Origin of the sequence: Vogesella sp. LIG4, from assembly GCF_900090205.1 — a bacterium.
GTDB lineage: Bacteria > Pseudomonadota > Gammaproteobacteria > Burkholderiales > Chromobacteriaceae > Vogesella.
Genome location: NZ_LT607802.1, coordinates 532134 through 554557 on the forward strand (window position 1 = coordinate 532134; position 22424 = coordinate 554557).

Annotated in this window: 19 protein-coding genes; all 19 read right to left on the bottom strand. The window is 59.1% G+C overall.

What is annotated here, in order from left to right; translation table 11 throughout:
- Nucleotides 1-15: 15 nt before the first annotated feature.
- The 19 genes from PSELUDRAFT_RS19150 to tssE all read right to left on the bottom strand — a co-directional run bounded on the left by PSELUDRAFT_RS19150 (nt 16) and on the right by tssE (nt 22423).
- A complete protein-coding gene (locus PSELUDRAFT_RS19150) occupies nt 16-378 on the bottom strand; it encodes a hypothetical protein (RefSeq protein ID WP_162291237.1) in 363 nt (120 codons plus the stop codon).
- Nucleotides 379-479: 101 nt separating this feature from the next.
- A complete protein-coding gene (locus PSELUDRAFT_RS19155) occupies nt 480-782 on the bottom strand; it encodes a hypothetical protein (RefSeq protein ID WP_157724991.1) in 303 nt (100 codons plus the stop codon).
- On the bottom strand, nt 779-1300 hold the full coding sequence (locus PSELUDRAFT_RS19160; RefSeq protein ID WP_157724992.1) for a peptidoglycan-binding domain-containing protein: 522 nt from the start codon (nt 1298-1300) through the stop codon (nt 779-781). Before PSELUDRAFT_RS19160 ends, PSELUDRAFT_RS19155 begins: the two co-directional genes overlap by 4 nt.
- A 374-nt stretch (nt 1301-1674) precedes the next feature.
- Nucleotides 1675-1938: a PAAR domain-containing protein gene (locus tag PSELUDRAFT_RS02525; protein WP_088965358.1), complete on the bottom strand. Its 264-nt coding sequence runs from the start codon at nt 1936-1938 to the stop codon at nt 1675-1677.
- An 11-nt stretch (nt 1939-1949) separates the two neighbouring features.
- The gene (locus PSELUDRAFT_RS02530) at nt 1950-3353 is read right to left on the bottom strand and encodes a hypothetical protein (protein ID WP_088965359.1); all 1404 of its coding nucleotides are present in this window, start codon (nt 3351-3353) and stop codon (nt 1950-1952) included.
- A 13-nt stretch (nt 3354-3366) separates the two neighbouring features.
- A complete protein-coding gene (gene tssH / locus PSELUDRAFT_RS02535; protein ID WP_088965360.1) occupies nt 3367-5988 on the bottom strand; it encodes a type VI secretion system ATPase TssH in 2622 nt (873 codons plus the stop codon).
- A gap of 36 nt (nt 5989-6024) precedes the next feature.
- A complete protein-coding gene (tssG, locus tag PSELUDRAFT_RS02540; protein WP_088965361.1) occupies nt 6025-7068 on the bottom strand; it encodes a type VI secretion system baseplate subunit TssG in 1044 nt (347 codons plus the stop codon).
- Nucleotides 7061-7339, bottom strand: coding sequence for a hypothetical protein (locus PSELUDRAFT_RS02545; protein ID WP_088965362.1), 279 nt, complete (start codon nt 7337-7339; stop codon nt 7061-7063). Before PSELUDRAFT_RS02545 ends, tssG begins: the two co-directional genes overlap by 8 nt.
- A gap of 9 nt (nt 7340-7348) precedes the next feature.
- Entirely contained in the window at nt 7349-9205 is a 1857-nt protein-coding gene (tssF, locus tag PSELUDRAFT_RS02550) for a type VI secretion system baseplate subunit TssF (RefSeq protein WP_088965363.1), read from the bottom strand.
- Nucleotides 9206-9602: 397 nt separating this feature from the next.
- Nucleotides 9603-11039 (bottom strand): hypothetical protein, encoded by a 1437-nt coding sequence (locus tag PSELUDRAFT_RS19165; protein WP_157724993.1) that lies wholly within the window; start codon nt 11037-11039, stop codon nt 9603-9605.
- 207 nt (nt 11040-11246) lie between these two features.
- On the bottom strand, nt 11247-11372 hold the full coding sequence (locus PSELUDRAFT_RS19170) for a type VI secretion system baseplate subunit TssF (RefSeq protein WP_197693926.1): 126 nt from the start codon (nt 11370-11372) through the stop codon (nt 11247-11249).
- A 96-nt stretch (nt 11373-11468) separates the two neighbouring features.
- Nucleotides 11469-12809 carry a hypothetical protein gene (locus tag PSELUDRAFT_RS19175; RefSeq protein ID WP_157724994.1) on the bottom strand — a complete coding sequence of 447 codons (1341 nt, stop codon included), beginning with the start codon at nt 12807-12809 and terminating at the stop codon, nt 11469-11471.
- Nucleotides 12802-13188: a type VI secretion system baseplate subunit TssF gene (locus PSELUDRAFT_RS02560; protein WP_231895288.1), complete on the bottom strand. Its 387-nt coding sequence runs from the start codon at nt 13186-13188 to the stop codon at nt 12802-12804. Before PSELUDRAFT_RS02560 ends, PSELUDRAFT_RS19175 begins: the two co-directional genes overlap by 8 nt.
- A 232-nt stretch (nt 13189-13420) precedes the next feature.
- The gene (locus PSELUDRAFT_RS19180; protein WP_157724995.1) at nt 13421-14485 is read right to left on the bottom strand and encodes a hypothetical protein; all 1065 of its coding nucleotides are present in this window, start codon (nt 14483-14485) and stop codon (nt 13421-13423) included.
- 59 nt (nt 14486-14544) lie between these two features.
- Entirely contained in the window at nt 14545-15714 is a 1170-nt protein-coding gene (locus PSELUDRAFT_RS02570; RefSeq protein ID WP_088965367.1) for a DUF6708 domain-containing protein, read from the bottom strand.
- Between the two features lies 1 nt (nt 15715).
- Nucleotides 15716-18298 (bottom strand): T6SS effector BTH_I2691 family protein, encoded by a 2583-nt coding sequence (locus tag PSELUDRAFT_RS02575; protein ID WP_088965368.1) that lies wholly within the window; start codon nt 18296-18298, stop codon nt 15716-15718.
- The gene (locus tag PSELUDRAFT_RS02580; protein WP_231895289.1) at nt 18295-19245 is read right to left on the bottom strand and encodes a DUF4123 domain-containing protein; all 951 of its coding nucleotides are present in this window, start codon (nt 19243-19245) and stop codon (nt 18295-18297) included. Before PSELUDRAFT_RS02580 ends, PSELUDRAFT_RS02575 begins: the two co-directional genes overlap by 4 nt.
- An 11-nt stretch (nt 19246-19256) precedes the next feature.
- A complete protein-coding gene (locus PSELUDRAFT_RS02585; protein ID WP_088965370.1) occupies nt 19257-21938 on the bottom strand; it encodes a type VI secretion system Vgr family protein in 2682 nt (893 codons plus the stop codon).
- Complete coding sequence (gene tssE, locus PSELUDRAFT_RS02590; RefSeq protein WP_088965371.1) at nt 21938-22423, bottom strand: type VI secretion system baseplate subunit TssE; 486 nt, start codon at nt 22421-22423, stop codon at nt 21938-21940. The genes PSELUDRAFT_RS02585 and tssE overlap by 1 nt, the downstream gene beginning before the upstream one ends.
- Nucleotide 22424: the final 1 nt, after the last annotated feature.

Genomic DNA, 22424 nt, shown 5'->3' on the forward strand with positions numbered 1-22424 from the left:
ACCATCCATCAAGAATCAACTACCTGGACATTTCACCCTTGCCCAATAAAACAACTTCATCTCATTTACCACTTCCCCTTCAGTTTCCAGCAAAATGCATTTTCCATTTTTCCGATAATAAAAATTGCACAGCTCCTTTCCAAGCGAGCAGCTCGACACCTCAACAAACCCACCAAGAATTAGCTTTCTCTCTATTTCACTATAAGGAAAACCATCCTCACCCTCTGCAACATACTCATGTTGCGTCACGAGAGGTTTCCAACCATGCCTTATCACAATATCTTTTACTTTAAGTAGTGGCATATCTTTTTGAAGATAATTTTCAGCATATACTGGCATCGACATCATAAGCACGATGAAAATCAAAACTCGCATCATTTAGCTCCGTCTGCAAACCAGCAATTTTTGGCAACCATTAGCCAGCAAGGCCTACACCGCTGCGGAGAAAACACCATCACGCCCAATAAAAACCCAACCAATTAATCCCATCGCTGAAAATTTTTCACATCTTCATATTTTTTTAGAACAATCGAAACCCTCTTGTTGCCATTGTATTTTTTCTTTAATTTCCAATATAGCACCTTCGCTTTACCACAAGATGAATTCATATTAATTTTTATTTCACGCTTATTCTCCTCAGGTAACTCTGAGCCCCACTCTCCAGACAAATGATTGCAAACCTCCGCGTTCTCCTTGAACTCTGCAATTTCATTTCCCGCAATTCCATCCGCATTGGAAATCGCATAAAAAAACAAAAGCACTACTAGCAGGTTTTTTTTCATCGTCTGTCTACACTCCAATGTGGCTTATCTTTAGCACCTTTCCAGAATTTTATCACCCCATATGATTTCCCCACCGCATGTAATTTTTCACTCATCCCAGTTTTTGGCTCAGTATCGATAGTGATAGAATTTCCAGTTGCATCACAAACAACCAAGCTTCCACTCCAGGAAACATTCATATCCACAGCTTTACGCTGCGTATGCCTACTAATAATTGCGGGAGAGGTACCCAAATGGGAGATTTCGAAAATTTCCGCCATCTCTTTAGCTGCAGCAATTGATTTACTTTCCTCACCATGACCCCATTGAATACCAACCCCCAACTTCGCAGGAATCTTGGAGGCGTTTACCTCCCCTCTCGACAAAAGGTGAGACCAATGCATCAGCCATGCACGTTCTGGGGGACGGTACGTTGCTGCAACTCTTACGACAGCCCCCGCCTCTTTCAGAGCCTCAATAAAATTGCGCAATGACTTTTGAAACTCAGGTTCTAAATCTTCAAGATTTTTGCTACCCAATCAGCGGTTGGCCCACCTTCCTCCCGAAAGCTCAGGCTCTGGTACTTTAATCTCAGCAGGAGCAACATCCGCAATCGGAGTCAACTTCGTTTGCATCTTGATCGGTGTGGTCGTCATAGTATGGAACCGTAATGGTTGCGATAAGAGCGGAAGACGCAGTCGCTTTCTTTGTCAAACCATGTTCATCTGTTTTACCAACAATTTCAAAGCCATCTTCCATCGTGATTTTGTATGGTGTATTAGGCATCGGCTTACCTGACTTATCTCCCTTCAAAAGCCAATGCATATCGTAAGAATCAATTTCTCCTGCGGCTAGATTACTATTTTTCTTAAGAGCAGGGGGTATCGTGGTCTGTGCTGCACTACTCTCATAACTAACTACGTAAAACCTCCGGCATAGTAGAAATCAATACTGCGCCGCAGCTGACCTTGTGCCCCTCCAGCGCCACCGGCTTGCCGCCTACCAGCCAGCTGCCGTCGCCTTCGACGATGGTGCAGTTGACGTGGCCCTGCTGCGGGCAGGTCACCTTGTCGCCCAGCAGCGCCACCTGTTTGCCGAACAGCGTGGTGGTGGATGCGGCGCTGACCACCTGGCCGCCGTGGCTGGTGGGGTCGCCCAGTCGAATCACTCGTTTCATGTCGTGCTCCTTCAGGCCGGCCGCGCCAGGGACAGCGCGGCGTGATCTTGCTGGAACTGCGCCAGTACCGCCGGCGCGGCCAGCCTGGCGCAGTGGGTAACCGTCAGCGCGGTAAGCAGCGCCGGCGTGGCGGCGCCGACATGGCCCCACTCGCGTACCAGGTTGCTGGCCTCGTCCACCGGATCCAGCCCGATCTGGTGGCGGGTGAGGTTACTGCCGATGGCCGCCATGCGCACGCCGCCCGCGTCGACGTCGCCGCCGTTGTGCACCAGCCAGGCCACGCTGTCGGCCTGGTTGCGCTGCGGGTCGGCGTCTTCGGCGCTGAACGGGTAGTCCAGCAGCGAGGCGTTCACCAGCGCGTTGTCCAGCAGCGGCTGCAGCTGGCGGGTGAGTTGCAGCGTGCCCGGCCGGCCCAGCGTGCCCTGCCCGGACTGCGCCAGGCAGGCCAGCAGCGGCAATGCGGCCAACCCTTGCTGCGCACCGGCCGGCACCCGGCCCCAGCCGGCGTTGACGCTGGCCGGGTCACGTTCCCAGTACGGTTGATAAGGGTCGGCGGCGGCCTGGGCATCACTGGCCGGCGCGGCAAGGCCGGCGCGCAGGAACAGCAGCAGCACCACCGCCGCCCCCGGGCGGCCCTGTTCGCGCCATTGCTGGCGGGTAGCGTCATCGGCTTCGTCGTCCGGGCTCCATGCCGCGTGCGGCGCATCCAGCGCCAGCAGCACCGCACCCGGCAGCTCCGGGTCCTGCGCCAGGAACTGCTGCACGCGATCGGCCACCGTGCCGCTACCGGGCAGGAAGCGGCAGTCGCTGGCCGGTTGCGGCGCATCGCCCTGCTGCTGTTGCCAGGCTTGCTGCTGCCATTGCTTGATGCGGCCAACCTGCTCCATGCCGCCGGTACCCGGCAGCACTTCCAGCAACAGCGGCAGTGCGGCGGCACCCGGCAGTTCCTCGTACAGCGCCGCCAATCCCTCCTCGGCCACCTGATGCAGGCTATCCAGCGGCGAACCGGCCTCCAGTTCATCTTCAGTCAGTGCTTGCCAGGCACAGGCCTCCGGCAGCTCGTCCAGCCAGGCCAGCTCGTCGCGCTGCGGCAGCGCCTGCACCCACAGCCAGCGGCAGTGCAGCACCTGCTGCCGTTCACGCAGCTCGCTATGGTGGCGCTCACGCGCCTCGTCGCGACGGGTCTGCTGCTCGGCAGCTTCGGCATCGGCCTGCGCCTGGGCGGCGGCCTGTTCCCGCCGCGCCTGGCGCTGGCGCCACAGTTGCACCAGCGCGGTGAGCAGCAGTGGCGGCAGCAGATGCAGCAGCAGCATCACGGTGGGGCTGAGCTGTTGCCAGTGCACCGGGATCAGCAGCCACAACGCCGCCCACCACAGCGTGGTGGACAGGCCCAGCAGGGCCAGCAGTTTCAACATGGTGCCCGCCCCCTTAGCTCACGCGCACCTTGAGTGCCTCGCCCTTCAGCGCCACGGCAATCTTCTTCACCGGCTTGCCGCTGGCCATGCGCGCCAGCAGGTCGCTGGAGATCTGCGCCAGCAGGGTGCGGGTGAGGATGGCGTCGGCGTTGCGCGCGCCGCTGTCCACGTCCAGGCAACGCGCAGCCATGGCCGCGGCCAGCTCGTCCGGGAACTCCACCTGCGCGCCGTGATTGCTGGCGATGCGCTGGCGGATGCGCTCCAGCTTCTGCTGCACGATGGCATGCAGCACGTCGTCGTTGATGGGGAAATAGGGCACGATGCTCAGGCGGCCGAGGAAGGCCGGCTTGAACACCTGCTGCAGGGTTGGCCGCAACACTTCCACCAGGTCTTCCGCATCGGGGTCGCGGGTTTCGCCTTCCACCGTCACGCCATGCTCGCAGGCGCGCATCACCAGCTCGGTGCCGGCGTTGGAGGTGAGCAGGATGATGGTGTTCTTGAAGTCCACCTCGCGGCCTTCGCTGTCCTCCAGCACACCCTTGTCGAATACCTGGAAGAACAGCTCCAGCACGTCCGGATGCGCTTTTTCCACTTCGTCCAGCAGCACCACGGAGTAAGGCTTGCGCCGCACCGCCTCGGTCAGCACGCCACCCTCGCCGTAGCCGACATAGCCCGGCGGCGAGCCCTTCAGCCCGGAGACGCTGTGCGCCTCCTGGTATTCCGACATATTGACGGTGACCAGATTACGCTCGCCGCCATACAGCGCCTCAGCCAGCGCCAGCGCGGTTTCGGTCTTGCCCACGCCGGACGGCCCCACCAGCAGGAACACGCCTTTGGGTTTGCCCGGGTCTTCCAGCCCGGCCTTGGCAATCTGCACCCGCTCGGCAATCTGCCGTAGCGCGTGATCCTGGCCGATCACCCGTTCTCCCAGCAGGCGCGCCAGCTGCTGTACCTGCGCCAGCTCGTTGCTGACCATGCGCCCCAGCGGAATGCCGGTCCAGCCGGAAATCACGTCGGCGATCACGCTTTCGTCCACGCACTCGAACGCCAGCGGCTGCGTCTGCTGCAGATCGCGCAGCGCGCGGCGCTTGCTCTGCAGCGGACCGGGCTTACGGCCCTTGCCGGCGCGGGTTTCGGCCGGCTGCTGGCGGGTGGCGTCGATCTCGGCCACCAGCTGCTGCTGCGCCTGCCAAGCGGTATTCAGCTGCGCCAGGTCGTCCTGCAGCTGCACGCGGCGGGTTTCCAGCTCGCCGATGCGCTCGGCGTGGCCTTCCTCGCGCTGCAGTGCGGCGATCTCGCGCTCCACGTTGGCGATCAGCACCGCCACGTCTTCGATCGGCCCCGGCTTGCCGGCGCGCGACAGCGCCACGCGGGCGCAGGCGGTGTCCAGCACGCTGATGGCCTTGTCCGGCAGCTGGCGGCCGGTGATGTAGCGGCTGGACAGGTGCACCGCCGCCGCTACCGCTTCTTCCAGGATTTCCACCTGGTGATGCTCGGCCATGGCCTGCGCCAGGCCGCGCACCATCTGCACCGCGATCTCCGGTGCCGGCTCCTCCACCTTCACCACCTGGAAGCGGCGCGCCAGCGCGGCGTCCTTCTCGAAGTATTTCTTGTACTCCGCCCAGGTGGTGGCGGCGATGGTGCGCAGCTCGCCGCGCGCCAGTGCCGGCTTGAGCAGGTTGGCCGCATCGTTCTGCCCCGCCGCGCCGCCGGCGCCGATCAGGGTGTGCGCCTCATCGATGAACAGGATGATGGGCACCGGGCTGGCCTTCACCTCGTCGATGACCTGGCGCAGGCGGTTCTCGAACTCGCCCTTCACGCTGGCACCGGCCTGCAGCAGGCCCAGGTCCAGCGTGCGCAGCGTGACGCCGGCAAGCACCGGCGGCACCTCGCCATGCACGATCTTGCGCGCCAGCCCTTCCACCACCGCGGTCTTGCCCACGCCGGGCTCGCCGGTGAGGATGGGGTTGTTCTGCCGGCGGCGCATCAGGATGTCTATCATCTGGCGGATTTCGACATCGCGGCCCAGCACCGGGTCGATCTTGCCGGCGCGCGCCTGGGCGGTGAGGTCGATGGTGTATTTGTCCAGCGCGGCGCCGCCGCGCGCCGCCCGGGGCGCCTCGGCGGCTGCTGGGTTGGCCGCAGGCGCTGCGGTGGCGCCTTCGCCGCCATGCTGGCGCAGCGCGGCATAGGCCGGCAGCAAGCGGCCGGCATCCAGCTGCAGCAGCGCCGGGCAACCACTCTGCACCGCCGGGCGCAGGCTGTCGTCACGCAGCAGCGCCAGCAGCAGGTCCAGGGTGGAAACGCTGTCCTGGCCGAACTCCGCGCTGGCCAGCAGCCAGGCCTTTTCCAGCCACTTGGGCAGCCAGGCAGACAGCACCGGGTTGCGGCTGTTGCCGCTACGGAAACCATCCAGCACCCGCTCCAGCCCCTGCTGCAGCGTGGGCAGATCGGCGCCGGCGGCCAGCAGCGCGGCGATGGCGGCGTTGTCGCTCTGGTCCAGCATGGTCAGCAGCACATGCTCGATCTCGATGTCGAAATGGGTGCGCGCCAGCGCCCGGCTGGCCGCCTGCTCGACGCAGTGGCGCGCCGGCGGAGTCAGGCGCTCGATCAGGGATTTCAAAGGTACCGACATAATGAGTCCATCCGGGTAAGGAAAAAGGAAGCGCTGCTAATGCAGCAATGCGTAGCGCACATCGTCCGGGTCCTGCTGCTGCGGCCCCAGCCAGCTGCTGGCGCCCAGCCGTAGCGGCTGCTCAGCGTCCAGACGCGCCGGCGGCACGTCGCGTTTGTCCAGCTCCAGGCACACGTCCACCGCCAGCTGGTGCCCCACTGCGTACTGCAGCAGCGCCTGCAGCGCCTGTGCGCCGCTGCCGCCCGGCAGCAGTGCATCGAACTGCGCGCGGCGCAGGCCACACAGCTTCAGCTGCAGCCGGGTCTGGCGATCCCACTGCCGGTCGCCGGCAAACAGCGACAGCCCCAGCTCGCTGTTGCTGCCGCCCAGCTGGCTCTGCTCCGCCAGCGGCACCGCCAGCCACTGGCCGGCGAACTGCAGCAGCTGCGCGCGCACGCCGAACAGGCCGGACACCAGCGTCTGCAATGTCAGCGCCGACAGTGGTTTCTGGCTCAGCAGGCCGGAGAAATAGATGAACAGCCGCTCGTCCAGCAGGCCGTCCTGCGCCGCCTGGCCGCGCAGCCGCCCCAGGCCCAGCCCGGCCAGGTCGAGCAGGTTGCGGCCGAAGCCGTCCTGCTCACCGGCCTCCTCGGCCAGCCAGAAGCGGTACTTGCGCCAGGCCTGGTAGAACAGCGCCACCGCACGGTGGCTGAACAGGTCCAGGAAGGCGTGCAGGGTGTCGTCGCGGTATTGCTGCCGCCGCTCCAGCAACAGCTCGGTGTAGGCGGTGGGCAGCGCGCCGCTGGGGCCGGTGAGGCCCATGAAGCTCACCGTCATCTCGGCTGGCGCCGCGCCCTCCTCCGCCTGCGGGCGGTACTGCACCAACTCGCTGGCAGGAAACGACAGGCTGGCCAGGGTGCGGAAACGCAGCTGCGGCGGCAGGGTGCGGCGTGCGCGGCGCGTGCCTTCGCACAGGCCGAGGATGCGCACCGCCTGGAAGAAGCTGAACTGGCTGGCGTCCTGCGCCAGCGCCTGGCGCAAATCGCGCGGCTGGCGGCGCGACAGCGGCCGTGCGGCCAACGTGGCAAGGTGCTCAGACATGGGCGTTTTTCCTCCTGCGCCGCAGCAGTGGCGGCAACAGCCACAGCAGGGCGCCGCAGGCCAGGGCAGCCAGGCCGGCAAAGTTCACCAGCCGCGGCAGCATGCCGGCGGCGGCAGCCATGCCGTAGCGGCCGTACAGCAGCACCGCCAGCGGCAGGCCGACGTACAACAGCGGCGCGGCAAGGCGCGCGCGGCCGGCGGGGACATCCGCGGTATGCAGGAAAAACCAGAGCTGGATCAGGCATGGCGCCAGCAGAATCAGGGCTTGCATGGCGGCTCCTCAGATCACCAGCGCTTCGCCGGCACGCGCCGGCCATACCACCACCGCCTCGTCGCGCTGCACGGTATGCACCCGCAGGCGGGTGAAGCTGTTGGGTGCGCAGTACAGCGCAAAGAAGCGTTCCAGCACCGAGGCGAACAGGTAGACGCTGCCGCCCACGTAGTAGTCGGCGTCCAGCGTCAGCGTAATCTCGGTGCCGCGCACGAAGCCGGCGAAGTGCCGGCCGTTGACGCGCTGCACCGCCGGCTGGCTGCCGATGCCGACAATGCCCTGGATCTGCCGCACGTTGGCCGCAGCATCGCCCAGGTTGTACAGGGTGAGCATCTCCTGCAGCGCCTCGCGCCCGGCATCGACGATGGACATGTAGTTGAGCGACAGATGCGAGATCAGCCGCCACTGCAGCGCCCGCCCCAGCGGGCTGCGCTGGCTGGCGCCCGGCTTGCGCAGCAGGCGCACGCGCTTCACCACCGAGTGCCCCGGCAGCTGCAGATCGGTACGCTGGCTGGCCTGGCTGCCGCCAAACGGAATCTGCTCCGGCAGGTCGCGGTTGCTGCACAGCAGCTCCAGGCTCAGCACCTCGCCCGCCGGACGCACCGCGTCGAACTGCAGATCCACCAGGTGCAGCGCCATGTCGGTGCCGCGGTCGCCCTGGCGCACCGAAGGCTCGCGCGTGGCATGCCAGTAGAAGCGCGGCGCCTGTACGCTGCCGTGGCGGGTGGCGTAGAACGGCGGCACCTCCTCGCTGCTGTCGCCCTCGCCGGATTTTTCCACCCTTACCACGCGGCGGATCTGCACCACCTCGTAGGCCAGCTGCTTGCGCGCGTCGGTCAGCACCGGGTAGCTGCTTTTCTGGTGCGTAACGCGAATGGGTTCGCCCGGCTGGGTGAACAGGTTGATCAGCGGCGTGCAGCCCAGTTTGAGGTGCGCAGGCTGCAGCTGGCTTTGCAGGCGGTGATGGCGCTCGCTGTCCGGGTAGTCGCGCAGCTGGATGCGCAGCAGCAGCGTGTCGCCCTGCAGCCGCGCCACCAGCGGCGCCAGGTTCAGCAGGTCGATGAACAGGAATTTGTCCGGGTAGCTGAAGTACTCCGACAGCAGCCGGTAGCCCAGGAAAGAACGCTCGTCATACTCCAGCATGCCCTCGTCGGCGCCGAAGCCCACCGCCTGCAGGCTGTCTGCGGCCAACATGCGGGTGCGCGCCGGGTCCTCGCTGCCGTCGCCTGCCTGCACCCGCAGCACGTCGGACAGCAGCAGCTCGTACAGCAGGTGCATCAGCGCCGGCTCGCCATCCAGGAAAAAGCGCAGCGACTGCAGATCGATGCTGTTCAGCGCCACCCCGCCCTGGGTCTGCAGCTTCAGCGTCAGCACCGCCGCCGCATCCGGTGCCAGGCCGCGCAGGTAGGGCGAGCCGCTGGTCAGCTCCAGCTTGGCTTCCTGCAGCTGCAGTGGGTACAGGTCCACCGGGTAGACGCTGCGGAACTTGCAGTTCACCCCCTGGATGGCCGGCGCCAGCACCTGCTGCCCGCGCTCGATACGGTAGCGCTTGCCGATCTCCGGCCGCTGCGCATCGCACTCGAACTGCACCACGGTGGCCGCCGGCATCGGCTGCAGGTAGTGCGGGTACATCACGTCCAGGAAGCTGGTGGCCACCTCGGGGTAGTCGTCATCCAGCTTCTTGTGCACCCGCGCCGTCAGAAAGGCGAATGCCTCGATCAGCCGCTCGGTATGCGGGTCTTCACACTGATCGCCTTCCAGCTGCAAGCGGCCGGCGATCTTGGGGTAACGGCGGGCGAACTCGCCCGACAGCTCGCGCAGATGGCCGAGCTCGCGTTCGTAATAGGGGAGGAGGGATTCGAGCATCACATACTTTCCGAACTTCGCCCAGAATCACTCCAGCCAGCAACAATGCCAAGTAATCCATTTCTATTCATTATTTTTGAACGCCCTATTTTTAAGCATCGATGGCAACCATAAAGAATCGCACTTTCACAAATAAACCGCCGCCATTATTAACACTAACAACCGAGGCCTCCCGACATAAAACCTTACAGAGCACTAACTCACCAAAGCATCAAAAATTACTTTCACTAAAACTATCGCTACCAACATCCGGCAGCACGCCCTTCACGTTATGACCACATCACCATTCTCACCAATATTTTACCAACCATTTTATCTTCCAAAATTTCAATTATATTCAGCACAGCGGCAGCCACCGCAGCACAGCTGTCACTCACTATTGCAACACATGAATAGATCACTCTATCTTCTTATAGGTAATAAGTCCTTGACTGCCGATTGGATTACGTATCGTAACACCTCCATCAGGATTAATATTCGCAATATTTCTATTAAACCATGGCACAGGCGTCATAGCATTTCCGTCTGGAGAGACAATAATCAAAGAACTATTTCTTAGATTTCGGGGAATTTCCACAAACCTCCAGGGCGCCCCTACATCAAATTGACGCACGGCAATTTTATACAATTTCCCCGCATAATTTTTTCTGTATATGCTTGCCCCATCCATAATCTCCGAGACAGCAACCCCTAAACTTTTTCCGTTTACATCAAGAAAATTTACTTCATACCCTGACATATCTACTAGGAAAGTTTTTTTTATATTACCGTTTTTCACGACACTAGCAACCATGGCGGTGTACGTCTTTTTCCTGCTACTCTCTGCCTCAAGCTCCCTTGGATAAACTCCAATTTTCTTTAGCCCCATTGAATTTAGCAGCTTGTATCCCCCACTATAAAAATCCCTATCGCCTTGCAAAATTAAGAAGCCGGCCTCTTCGCTCCATCGCCCTTTAATGGTTTTAGTAAAACAACATGGCACATTCCAATACCATTCATACTTTCCATTGCCATGGATATCTAGTCGACCCCATTCATTTTCATATTTCCCATCAATTTTTGTTACAAAACTACCGCCTGTAATCTTGCGATATTTACCTGAAAGCATTCCTACATCCATAGCCAGTACATCGCCAGAAATAGTCAAGTCGGCTTTTTCGAATGGAGCCGGAGTTGAACTCGAATCTATTACCTGGAAACTTACCACCCGTTTTTTTCTCTCCGTATAGCTAACAGGGTATCTTTTCCAGTTACTCTCGCCACGTGGTCTCACAGCAACATAAGACCATTCTTTAAGAATCGCAGTCGGAACACCATCTTCCTCACTACCCTCTTCACCACCCTCTGTTTTTCTATTTCCACCAAAAGAGAACTGCACGCAAATAAGATCAGAGAATTCTTTATATTTTGATGGCGCAATTTTTTCTTTACGCTTATTTTCCAAGGCAATTTCTACACCACCTGGTCCATAGTCATAGTATCTACGCCCTTGAGAATGCAGGCACACATCTATTCCATCCCAGTGCGCACCAATATTATTCACTCCAGGAGGCAATTTTTCCATATTTAATTCCTTGCCTTCCGGGACTGTTAATAAAGTTATCTTGGCCCCATCCCATGCCCAAGTCCCTTTTGCCTGATACTCTCCATCCCTATATAAACTCCATGCAAATTTATGATCTGGCGTCAACTCAAGTCGCGCTGGAAATGTATTGTCAATCCCAAAATACACTCCCGTTAAAAACTGATCGTCTACTTCAGCTGCACTAGAATTTGCAACCCACCAAAGCAGCGATAAAGCCAAAGAAAAATAATACAAGAATGACTTTCCCATATCTGACCTATATCTCAACAAAGCATTTCGTTTCCAACCCAAGAGCCATACCCCAGCACCTGCACCACAAACAGATATTCTCTACGCATATGGTGGCTGCATTGGTAGACGCTACGAAACTTGCAGTTCCTCCTGGATAGCCAGTACTAGTGCCTGCGCACCGTCAGAAAGCCAAACGCTTAGATCAGCCGCTCGGTATGCGGGTCTTCACACTGGTCGCCTTCCAGCTGCAAGCTGGCCGGCGATCTTGGGGTAACGGCGGGCGAACTCGCCCGACAGCTCGCGCAGATGGCCGAGCTCGCGTTCGTAATAGGGGAGGAGGAATTCGAGCATCTAATCGCCCAACAAATAATATCTTATCAATTCTTAACCAAATAACCGGCCACTAAATTAGTGTTCGCATCTCATTACAAAATCACATTATTAGGTTCAATTAGCCACTTTTTCATATTGCACCACTTCCATTGTTAGTGGCTCCCGAGCTATTAATGTACCATCTTCTGCCTGCCCAAAAATCAGCTCAGGCACCATTGGTTTAGTCAGTCCCCTGTCATTAATGGCAATACCCATGATACGATCCTGCCGCCGCTCGATGGGCACCTCCAACCAAACCCAAGGATCGCGACTCTTTGCACGTCGCACCGCCACCCGTGACCACTTGGCGGTATTTCCTTTCCATTTCAGGATGGCATCACCGGTTCTATCGCTTACTGCACTACCTACAACCTTTCCATTTACTTCAAACTTGGTCTCTATACCATCCGCCCCGCCAATCCCTGGAATACCGACAACCGCTATCAACTCGTCAGGTAGCGCCTGCTTTACAACATTAAGCTCTTCTTTAGCCATTACATGATAAACAGGCACTTCACTAGGCATGTGATTCTTCATTCGCAAGAAACCATTATCAACACTCCACACCCCCTCTAGGATGTACTTGTCCCGATTCATGGTTTTCCACGTGGCTGTATGATCCTCATTCAATACCAATTCTGGCTCATAGGAAAAATCCACCGCCTTATAGCGCCCAACAAGCTGCTGCTCACTTAGATGTTTACTCTCTCTGCGATATGTCAGCGTCTCATATCTAGAAATCGGCAAATCCATATTCGGTTGCAACATTTCCAGATTGCCGCCCTCTACTAGCTTCAACTTGGATTCACGAAAAACCGGGGCTACCAAGTTTGCATTTACCAATCTGAAACTCATAATATTGATAGTCCGACCCACATCACTGACCGTAAACCACTGCCAGGTCTGCTCAGACCCTCCCTGGCGCAATCCAACGCGATGCCATACCCCCCAATCTTCAGGCAGCTCCGCCACAAAAAAACCAGGCAGCTTGGTTTTTTTTGACGTCTGCCGCAGCCCCTTATCGCTCTCAAATAAAACTTCGCTATTCTCTATACCTTCACTACCAACACCCACAACATACACAGCAAGAGTATGCCCACCATCTTGCCGAGGAGTTGCTGGAACGCGGTTAGGTGCAATATTTTTATAAACAGCCTTTCCCTTATACTCATCCGCTCGTAAAAGAACATTTCCCTCTTTCACGCTCCAGGCACCATTCACCCAATGGTCACCATCACTCTGCATATACCACGTAAATTTACCAGCCGGCGACAAAATCAAACTACTTGGCACCCAACTACGGTCAGACATTACATATCTACCCGCGAGTTGACTAAGCGTCACGTCATCTGCAATTGCCAGATTTATAATGAGTATATTCAAGGCAAAACATAGCCAAGCTAACCATCTATTCATTTTTATTTCCTTCACGAGTATCTAAAAAGCTAATCTGCGTACGCAACCTGCTGCGGTAGCACTTGCCGACCTCTAGCCGCTGCGCATCACACTCGAACTGCACCACGGTGGCCTCCAGCATCGGCTGCAGGCAGTGCGGGTACATCACGTCCAGAAAGCTGGTGGCCACCTCGATGAAGTCGTCATCCAGCTTCTTGTGCACCCGCGCCGTCAGAAAGGTGAACGCCTCGATCAGCCGCTCGGTATGCGGGTCTTCACACTGATCGCCTTCCAGCTGCAAGCGGCCGGCGATCTTGTGGTAACGGCGGGCGAACTCGCCCGACAGCTCGCGCAGATGGCCGAGCTCGCGTTCGTAATAGGGGAGGAGGGATTCGAGCATGTCAATCAGCCTTATCTGGCCGCACAATGTAAGTGCCAATACAAGCCGCATAATCAAATAACTTGCGGCACACTAGAATGCCTAGAAAATCCACGGCTCCCCAGCAAAACTGGGCGCTGATAAAAAACCCGGCACTACACGTTGAGGATTTTTTCGTAAGTAGCGCATTCGCCTCATTGCGATGAAAGCATGAATTCTCAAAATGGCGTCCATTAAATAACTCACCCATTAATTACAATTTGCTTTTCATCGCAGCAATTCTAGCGACAGCAACCGCTTTTATCAGCTGTTCCCGGAAAGCAGCAGCAGCAATCAAGCTCTTTCCCTGCCGAACAAAATCGAGTTTAGCGTGCACCACATTCCACCCGCCTCCTTTTACCAAAGCCAGCATGGGGTCACGGTAGTCAAACAGCACATCACAAGTCCATTGATCTCCCTGCCGAGAACAATCCTTCTTCAAAAGGATATCGCGAACTGCAGAGACATCATCATTAGTATTTCCAACCAGAGCCTGAATAACTGGCACTTCAAAATTATCAACTTCCTTCAAAATTACAGCCTTGATGTCCGCCACTCCCGCCGGCGAGACATAAACAGGCAGAACCCCATCTTCATTCAATCTTTTATATTTCTCAATTAGATATTCTTCGCTAGCTGGGTGCACATAAAAATTCGCATCATCTCGGCTAACTTCATATGCAACATCTATTGCTCCATCATTCGTTACCAATTTTCCAATACACCCCGTGGCTCGCTCATTTTTTACATAGCCAAGTTCTTTGACAACCTTCACACCGAAATTATTTGCAGTATTTATATTTTCACTTCCGGATCTCAAAATTTGTTGTGAGATATATTTCATTTTCATGCTACCGGAAATCAAATCCACCACACGAGTATCATCACATGTCAGCGGCCGAGAATCCTTCCAATAGCTCCAGGAAAATCCAACTGCAACCAGAATTAGCGGCACTCCCAAACCAATACTAAGCCCCAACTTTATCCAAAAAATGATGAACCGATCAGCTTCACTCTTCGCCTTATCATAATCTTGCACAATACAGCGAGCATGCTCCCCTTGCTTCGTAGGTTCCCTTGACTGCTCATTGATTGACGCCAAAATTTTCTCATCAAGCAACCCTTTTTGCCGCATCCAATACAGCATTTCCCCATCATTTCTAAAAACAATATTTTCACTATCTGGAGACTGCAGCGCCTCTTTTACCCGTTCAAAATCATCCTGGGAGATGAGCCCGGAACTCAATAACCATTCAAGAAAACCAATACTCTCAGCCAATTTCCCCTCCTTGAATATTCAATTTATTTATTGCAGAAACAAAGAAGTGACTCGCCTGGTCATGCTGACAGCCGCCCCAACTGTTGCAACGGCAGGCGCCAGTCCAGGCCATGCTGCCAGGCGTAGTACAGCCACAGCCCTGCCGCGGTATACAGCGGCGGCAGCAGGTTGTAGCCCAGCAGCGCCAGCAGGGAACGGGCTTCGGATTCATGACTGGCGGCACGAATGGCCTTGGGGAAACGCGGCTCGTAGCACAGCAGCAAGGAGGCGTAGTGACCCAGCCCCCAGATGACAAACACCGGGGTCAGCACCAGTCGCAGCCACAGGAAGCTGCGCCCCAAATCGAAACCGCCGGGTAGACTAAGCCGCGACACCGTCCACATGCTGGCCAGCGGGTTGGGCCACTTGCTACGCCGGCGGCGGGGCTCCGGCACCGCATCCGGGCCATCTTCCATGAAGCGGCGGATGTACTCCCAGAACGACAGCAGATGCTGGTAGTCACGGCAGGCGTTGCCGACGAAAGCGCCATCCGCAGTAATTTGGCTATGCGGGTTCACGCCATCTCTGGTGATAGCCCCGATAACCAACATCCCTCCCACGCCTTCGTGGTTGGGCATGTCCTTTGGCAGTGCCGCATCGATCTCGTCCCAGTTATACGCAGTCACGCCCCCCAGAAAGGTTGGCCGCAGGAAATACATTTGCCGGGTCTCGCGATTGAAACGCACCACAAGCCGGCGCATGGTGAAAGCTTCAAGGCGCCAGATTTTGGCTAGATAGCGAAAAAAAACATAGGTGAGTGGTAATAAGATGACGAGACCAATCATCATCACGAAAGCATATTCCACATCTAGTGGATCACCATTCGGTGCTTGCCCAGTAGTGAGAATGGAGTGCCATTGCAAAATATCGCCATACCACCAAGGGATCAAGCCATACAACAATGCCCCCATCACCATCGTCAATAGACCGCGCTTGTCATCATTGTAAGTACAGATATCCAGATAACTCACTGTCTTACAGTAGATAGCGTAATTGTCGTCCACCTTTTCTGCTCGGCTCTCGTGGATATCCACATCCTTGACATCACCGCCGGAACTGACTCTGCTAGCAAGGCTTTTCTTTTTATTAGCAGCAAGCTTATCAGCAACATTTTTCTGAAATTTATCCTGCCATGAGCCTGGCTTATGGCGCATACGATTCAAAGCCACCGTCCATTCCAAATAGTACATTTCAGCTTACCTCCAGCACTGCAGCATCCAAGGCTGCCATTTCTTCTTTGCCTATGCCAAACCCGGCAGTGCTTCGATCCTTGCGCAAACAAGATTTGTCGCACCAGCTTTCCAACGCATCATCACTGAACATCCAAATGGCAATCGTCAATCCAATACCGGCAACAGTGAATAAACGAGCGCCACGCAATAGCAACAATGCAATACGCTCTGTAGCTAAAAATGCACTTACCTCGGTTGCCCCAGTCAGAATGACCTTTGCAAATTCACCCTTACTTCTGACCAGTAACCATTCAAAAAATGGCCCCGCCGCCCCGATGGCAATGCCCGCACCGACCAGAGCGCCGGAGATAGAAACGATCCCTCTCAGTTGATAAGCGCGGGATAAGGTAGTCCTTCGCCCACCTGCCTTTGCCATATCATCCGCCGCACTATCAAAGTCCACCACGGCACCAATAATCCCCCCAACCGCCCCCAGTGCCCCGGCACTGAGCTTGAGTGCCCCGAGCCCGACATGGCTGCCGCTGACCAGCGTGTTATTGCCGCTTTTTGCCATCCGCTCGCAAACCCCACCGGTCAACTCCAGCAGCACCGCCCCCATGCCGAGACTGGCGGCTGTGAGCTCCCATGCGGCTTTCTGACCGGGCGAGTCTTTCAGGGAGTTGCTTTTCAAGAGCACGTTGGCCATTTCCAGTACCGCCACCACAGCGCCAAAACGCAGCCCATTAAAGTCATTACCCTTGCTGGCATCGGTAAGCAGCTTGTTGATCTGATTGCGCGTGGCTTTGCTGACTGCATATGTTTTACTGTTGAAAGCCTGCGGCGAGGGGTAGGCTGCCTCCAGCTCCTTGCTCACAATCTTGCCCAGCGACAATTTGAGCAGTGCATGCAGCACGTTGGAGCGCGCTATTTGCCGGTCGATAAACTTGCCCCCCGGCAGATTGGCCAGCAGGGCATGCCCGCCCTGCACCATGAGCAGGCTGATCCCGCCTAGATGAGAAACACTGACCACCCCATTATTCTGACCACTCAGGGTGATGGCATTGGCCAGATCATTTACTTTGGCCCACAGGTCGCTCACCCCTTTCAAAGCTTCCTGCCATTTGCCGGCAGCATCCGCGATGCCGCCAGACAACCCGCCTGCCGCGACAAACTCTTCTTTGGCCTTTTTCTGGCTCAGCAGCAGGCTATTGAGCAGCAAGGTAGCGGGCTTGAGGCTTGTTGCATCCATCTGTTGGCTAAGCCACGCCTGCCCGCTCAGGCAGCTGTTGATGCCATGGATGCACATCCCGATCTGGCCAGAGCCGGCGACACCGCTTTCCAGGTGATTGTCGTCATAGAGTTCCAGCGTGTTGTGCAGCAGCGCGTCGTGCAGCCATAGCAGCTGATCATGGGCACGCTGCTCGTTGAGCACATCGCAGGCTTGCGTCGTCTGCTGGAAGCCCTGCTGCACCCCCTGATACATGGTTTTGGGCAGCAGGCGTTTGGCGTATTTGGCCCAGGCGGCGTCGCCAATGCGTTTGCCGTTCTGTTTGCGCCACTCTTCCCGCTTGCGCTCATACTCGGCACGGTTTTTATAGATGGCATCCGGCGGCGTGCCACGCAGGTCCGGCATGCTGTACGGGTGTTTTTTGGCCTCAGCGGCCAGATCATCTAGCGATACACCAAGCTTGGGTTCGCGCTGGCTGATGGCCCCCTGCCTGATCTGCTCTTCGGCCTTGTCCACCCCGGTAATGACGGCCATCAGCTGTTCGTTGCGGTACGTACCATAAAACGGCGTTGTAGCTTGCATCTGCTTGCTCAGCCGGTTGATGGAAGCATTACGCCAGTTGTTCAGCTCCTGGACGATACCCAAGGGGTCGTGCAGGACAATGGCCAGCCCTTTCTTGTTGACCAACTCCGTTTGCAGGTTTTTCAGGCGCCCGGTGTAGGGGTAGGGCTGGTTCTTTACCAGGTCGACGTCCTGCCCAAAGAACGGATGCAAGTGGTCATTGAAGCGCGGCGCCAGCTTGCGGCCATCCCCTTGCAGCGAGCGAAATTCCGCCACTGTGCCCGCCAGCTCGGCCGGCGTCACGGCATGGGGCTGCGCTACCGCCTTGGCCTGAAAGCTTTGCAGCATGCCGTGCAGCTTGCTGTCGGATTCGATTTTGAGTAGAGCAGCCTTGGTCAACGGGTCAGGCAGGAACAGCACTTTCAGCTCTGCAACATCCTCCGCCTTTTCGACGCTGATCAGCGATGCGTTGACACCATGGGTTTCCGGATTGCAGCTGAACGCCGGCGGAGGCACCACTTCGCCCAGCGGTATCCTGGCGATATAGCCCTGGCTGTTCACCGCCCAGGCGCTATCCCACTTCAGCTTGCCTTTACGCTTGGCCATGACATAAAGGTAGCCATACCGCAGCATGCGCACGGTGTAGGCGGCCGTACCCAGCTTCTTGTCGGCCACGCCCTTACCCAGGTTGCCGCTCAATTCAGCAAACTCTGAGTGCCCCGCATCGCTGGCGGCCACGGCATAGCGCAAGGGCAGCAGCAGTAGGCCCTTCTTGCCACAGAACTTGTTTTTGCACTGCGTTGGCTCGCTCACGCGATGACTCCTCTTGTCTTGTCTGCAGCTGGCCAGTGGATGGGTTTGGTCCAAAACGCCGCCCCTGCAAACAGCAGCCATTCGGTCAGGGTTGGGGAACGCTCTTGCTGGTACTGCTGCAGTTCTGCAGCCACCTCCGGGTAGCGTTCACTGCAATCCCGCCCCAACAGCAGCCAGAGCAAGGCACACCCAACCATGTCGTCCTGGCTGGCAACCCAAGGTTGCGCAGCGGCCTGACGAAGCTGTTCACATACCGTGGCAAAACCGGGCAAGCCATCCAATGTCACGGCCTCCGGATACAGCTCATGCAGGCCAGCCAGGCATCGCACTAGCTGGTGATATGCCGCGGCCAGATCCAGCGCTTGCCAGTCTTCGGCTGTCAGCACGAAATGACTACTCCGCGGCCATTGGCTGTCGGCGCTCATGCAGCGGTACTCGCCAGGGAAGGTCGCGTACCACCAGGCGTCAATCGGACCTAGCAACTGGTTGCGCTGCCCCGCCGGCAGGCCGTCATCCAGCAGTCGGGTTATCCGTGGGTCGTAGTAGCGCAGGTGATGCATCTGGCCATCCGGGTGAGGCTGCGCAAACAGGCGGCGCAGGTGACGCTGCACCTGCTCCGCAGGCTGTGCCGAATACAGCCAGCCCCCCACCATGGCATTGCCCCCCTTGCTTAGGGACTGGCGGATGCCATCCGTCCCCAACTGCGCCCAGAAGTGCTTCTGCTCTGCCGTCATGCCAGGCAAAATAGACAAGTCGATCAGCAGGGGTGCGCGCTCCGGCTCATGGGCAAAAAAAGCATCCTCAAGCACGATGGCCGCCGCAGTCGGTACGACCACGTCCTCCTCTGCCGCCAGCGGGTTGCCCTGGGTACGATCCAGCAGCAAGTACCAGCCTTGAGCACCAGAGGAAAACACCTCTGCCGGAAGCGCAGACAGGCTCATGTCCATTCGCGGCTCCATCAGAATGGGTACGGCGTACTGGCCGCCCCGGCATGAGCAGCATCAGCCGCCTGGAAGCTGCAAGGCTGCGGTGGTTTGAAAGAGGGGAATGGCACACTAGTGCTCGCCGGCCCGCTCCAGTCGTGGCTCGCCCCTTTGAAGCTCACCTTGCCCGGCGCGTGCAGTTCGATCTTGCCGTCCTTGATGCGGATGTAGGCGCCGCCGCAGGTCAGCAGCACCTCTTTCTTGCCGTTGAACAGCTGGCTGGCGCTCAGGCTGCTGATGGCTACGTCCTTATCCGCCGTCAGTTCCATCGCGTCGCTCTGCGCCTGCAGCTGCACCTTGCCCTTGGCGGCGATCAGCTTCAGCGTGACCCGGTCTTTCACCCCGGCCACGAACAGGCTGATGTGCTGGCCGACGTTGTGCAGCCAGCGTCGGCCACTGGTCTGGTTGAGATCGCGCTGCGCCACTTGGTCGATATTCGTGCCTGCGGCCAACGTCAGGGCGTTGTCAGTCGTCGCGGCCAGGCCGGCCGGGGCGCTGAGGATCATTAGCGGCTGCTGGCCGGCTTGAGCCAATCCCTCGCCTTTGGTGGCGGTCTTGCCGTCTTTATCGGTATTGCTGCCGGCTTCCCAGGCCTTGAGGGCGGCGGCGTGGTGTTGCAGGTGGCCGTCGGTTTTCTTTGCCCCTTTGCCGTTGTCGGGTTTGATTTCCTCCGGCCCGGTTTCCAGGGTGTCAGCCAGCTGCGCCGTGGCGGTGTCGGCGAGGGATTGCGCGAGGGCCAGCGCGGCGTCGAGCTGGCTTTGCGCGCCGTCGCGTGCCAGTTGTTTGCCGCCGGCGCCGGCTTGCGCTTCGGTGCTGAGCAGCAGGCCGTGCGCGGCGCGGATCGCCCCGTGCCGGTCGGTGCGCAGCTCGAAGCCGTCGCCGCGTGGTGTGGCTTTGCCGTCCTGCCGCGGGTAGGCGAGGTAGCCCTGGTTGAGCTGGGTGTGGCCGTGTTCGCTGCTGAGTTTCGCCCGCACTTCGCCCGGGCTGTCGTCGAACAGCAGCTCGTTGTACTGCCCGCCGTGGTGTTCTTTGGATTTGATGCCGGACAGCGTCTTGTTGCCTGGCAGGCTGCCGGCGCCGCTGAACGCCGGCGGCGGGTGGCTGCCGTTGTACAGCACGCCGGTAATCACCGGGCGGTCGATGTCGCCTTCGATGAAGTCGACCAGCACTTCCTGGCCGATACGCGGGATGAACTGGTGGCCCCAGGCGGCACCGGCACTGGGCATGGCGACGCGCAGCCAGCAACTGGAACGGTCGTCGAGGTTGGCGCCGATCTCCGGATGCTCATCTGGGCGCTGCCAGTGGAACTGCACCTTGATGCGGCCGTGGGCGTCGGTGTGCACTTCCTCGTTGGCGGGGCCGACCACGGTGGCGGTCTGCGCACCGCGGGCGCTGGGTTTGGCGTGGGCGCTGTCGGCGTAGGCCGGGGTGAGCGGCAGGCCGCGGCGCTGGGCGTCGAACTCGCTGCGGAACGGCGCGTCGCTGTCATCGCCGCTGGCGGCCAACGTTGGCCGCAAGGCGGTGGGCAGGCTGCGCGCCAGCTCGGCCGGCAGGTTGTTGCGTACGGTCAGCGTCTGGCGGGTGAGCACGAATTCGCGCTGCTCGGCGCCGTCGCCGTCGTGTGCCGGGTGGCCGTCGAGGCGGAACCACTGCCCGGCCACCAAGCCGCGCACCGCGCCGCCGCCGCTGAAAGTCTTGGCCTGCGCATCGTGCGCCTGCTGCCGCAGCCGCGCGTAGTGGCTGAGCTGCTCGGCATCGCTGGCGTAGTAGGCGCCGGGGGCGTCGTAGTGCTGCAAGCTGCTCTGCAGCCGGCTGCCGTCCAGACCCTGATCCAGCGCCGATTCGTCACCGCTGTGGCCGGTGGCCACCGGCTGGTAGTCGAACGTCGCCAGCGCCACACTGCCGGGCACGATCTGCCGGGCGCCGTCCCAGCGGGTGAGGCCGTCTTCCTCTTCCGTCGCATCGCTGCGATGGAAGCGCACCCGTTCGAGGTTGGCCGCCGGCAACGAATACGGGTCGTCAAAGGCCACCAGCTTGACCTGCGGCGTGTCGCCGTCCAGATGCGCGTAGCGCCAGCTCAAGCCTTCCTCGCGCAGCAGGCGGCAGATGAAGTCGTGGTCGGATTCGCGGTACTGCAGGCAGTAGCTGCGGCTGGGCAGGCTGCCTGCCAGTACGAAGTCCAGCGCCTGGCCGGCGGCGAACACCGGGTTGATTGCCGCGTGCTCGGCAAAGATCTGCCGCACGATAGCCTCCACCGACAAATCCTGAAACACCCGCGAGGTCTGCCGCAGGCGCAGCAGCGCGAACGGCGGTTCGACGGTGAGCGCGTACTTGGCGAAGCCGCCATCGCTGCCCAGCGCCTCGGCGCTGCTGACCACGCCACAGCGCAGGCTCTCGCTGCCGTCGGCACCGGCGATGCCCAAGCGCACCGGCAGGCCCAGCAGCGTCTTCAGTTCGATGCCGTCGTCCGGCGACAGACACTCAACGCGGAAGCGGTAGTCGCCGGCCAGCGCCTCCTCGCCGCTGAGTGTCAGCGGCAGCAGCGCCTGGCCCCAGCGCTGGAACCCGTTCTGGTCATGACCCAGCTGCAGGGTGAGCAGGCGCTGGTCCTGGTTGAAGGCGGACGCGAAGCTGGCGAGCAGGTCGGGGAGGTTCATCAGCCCTGCACCTTGTAAACGTTGGAAGACAGTTGCAGGGTGGCGTCAAAGCTCACCGGCGGGCGGTGCGGGTGCACTTTCAGTACCGCATCCACCCGGAAGCGCAGGTGCCGCTCCAGCTCGCGCGGCGCGTCCAGGTTCACCCGTACCCGCGACAGGCGAGGCTCGTGGATTTCGATGGCGCGGCGCAGTTGTTCGCGCAGCAGCTCGCGGTCGTCCGGGTTGAGCAGGCTGATGCCGCTGAGGTCGGGGATGCCGTATTGCAGCATGCTGTCGTTGGCCAGGGTGTGGGCGTCGAACAGCTCCGGCTGCGACATTACCCGGGTGTTAAGCAGCGACTCCAGGTCACGCGCCAGCGCACGGCGGAACTGCGGCAGCTCGTACTGCAGCGGGTCGGCGCCATGGCTGATGTCGGGCTGGTCGTCCAGTAGCCGGTCCAGCACCGATGGCAGGATGCGGGTATGCCGCAGGCCGTTGTGCTGCATG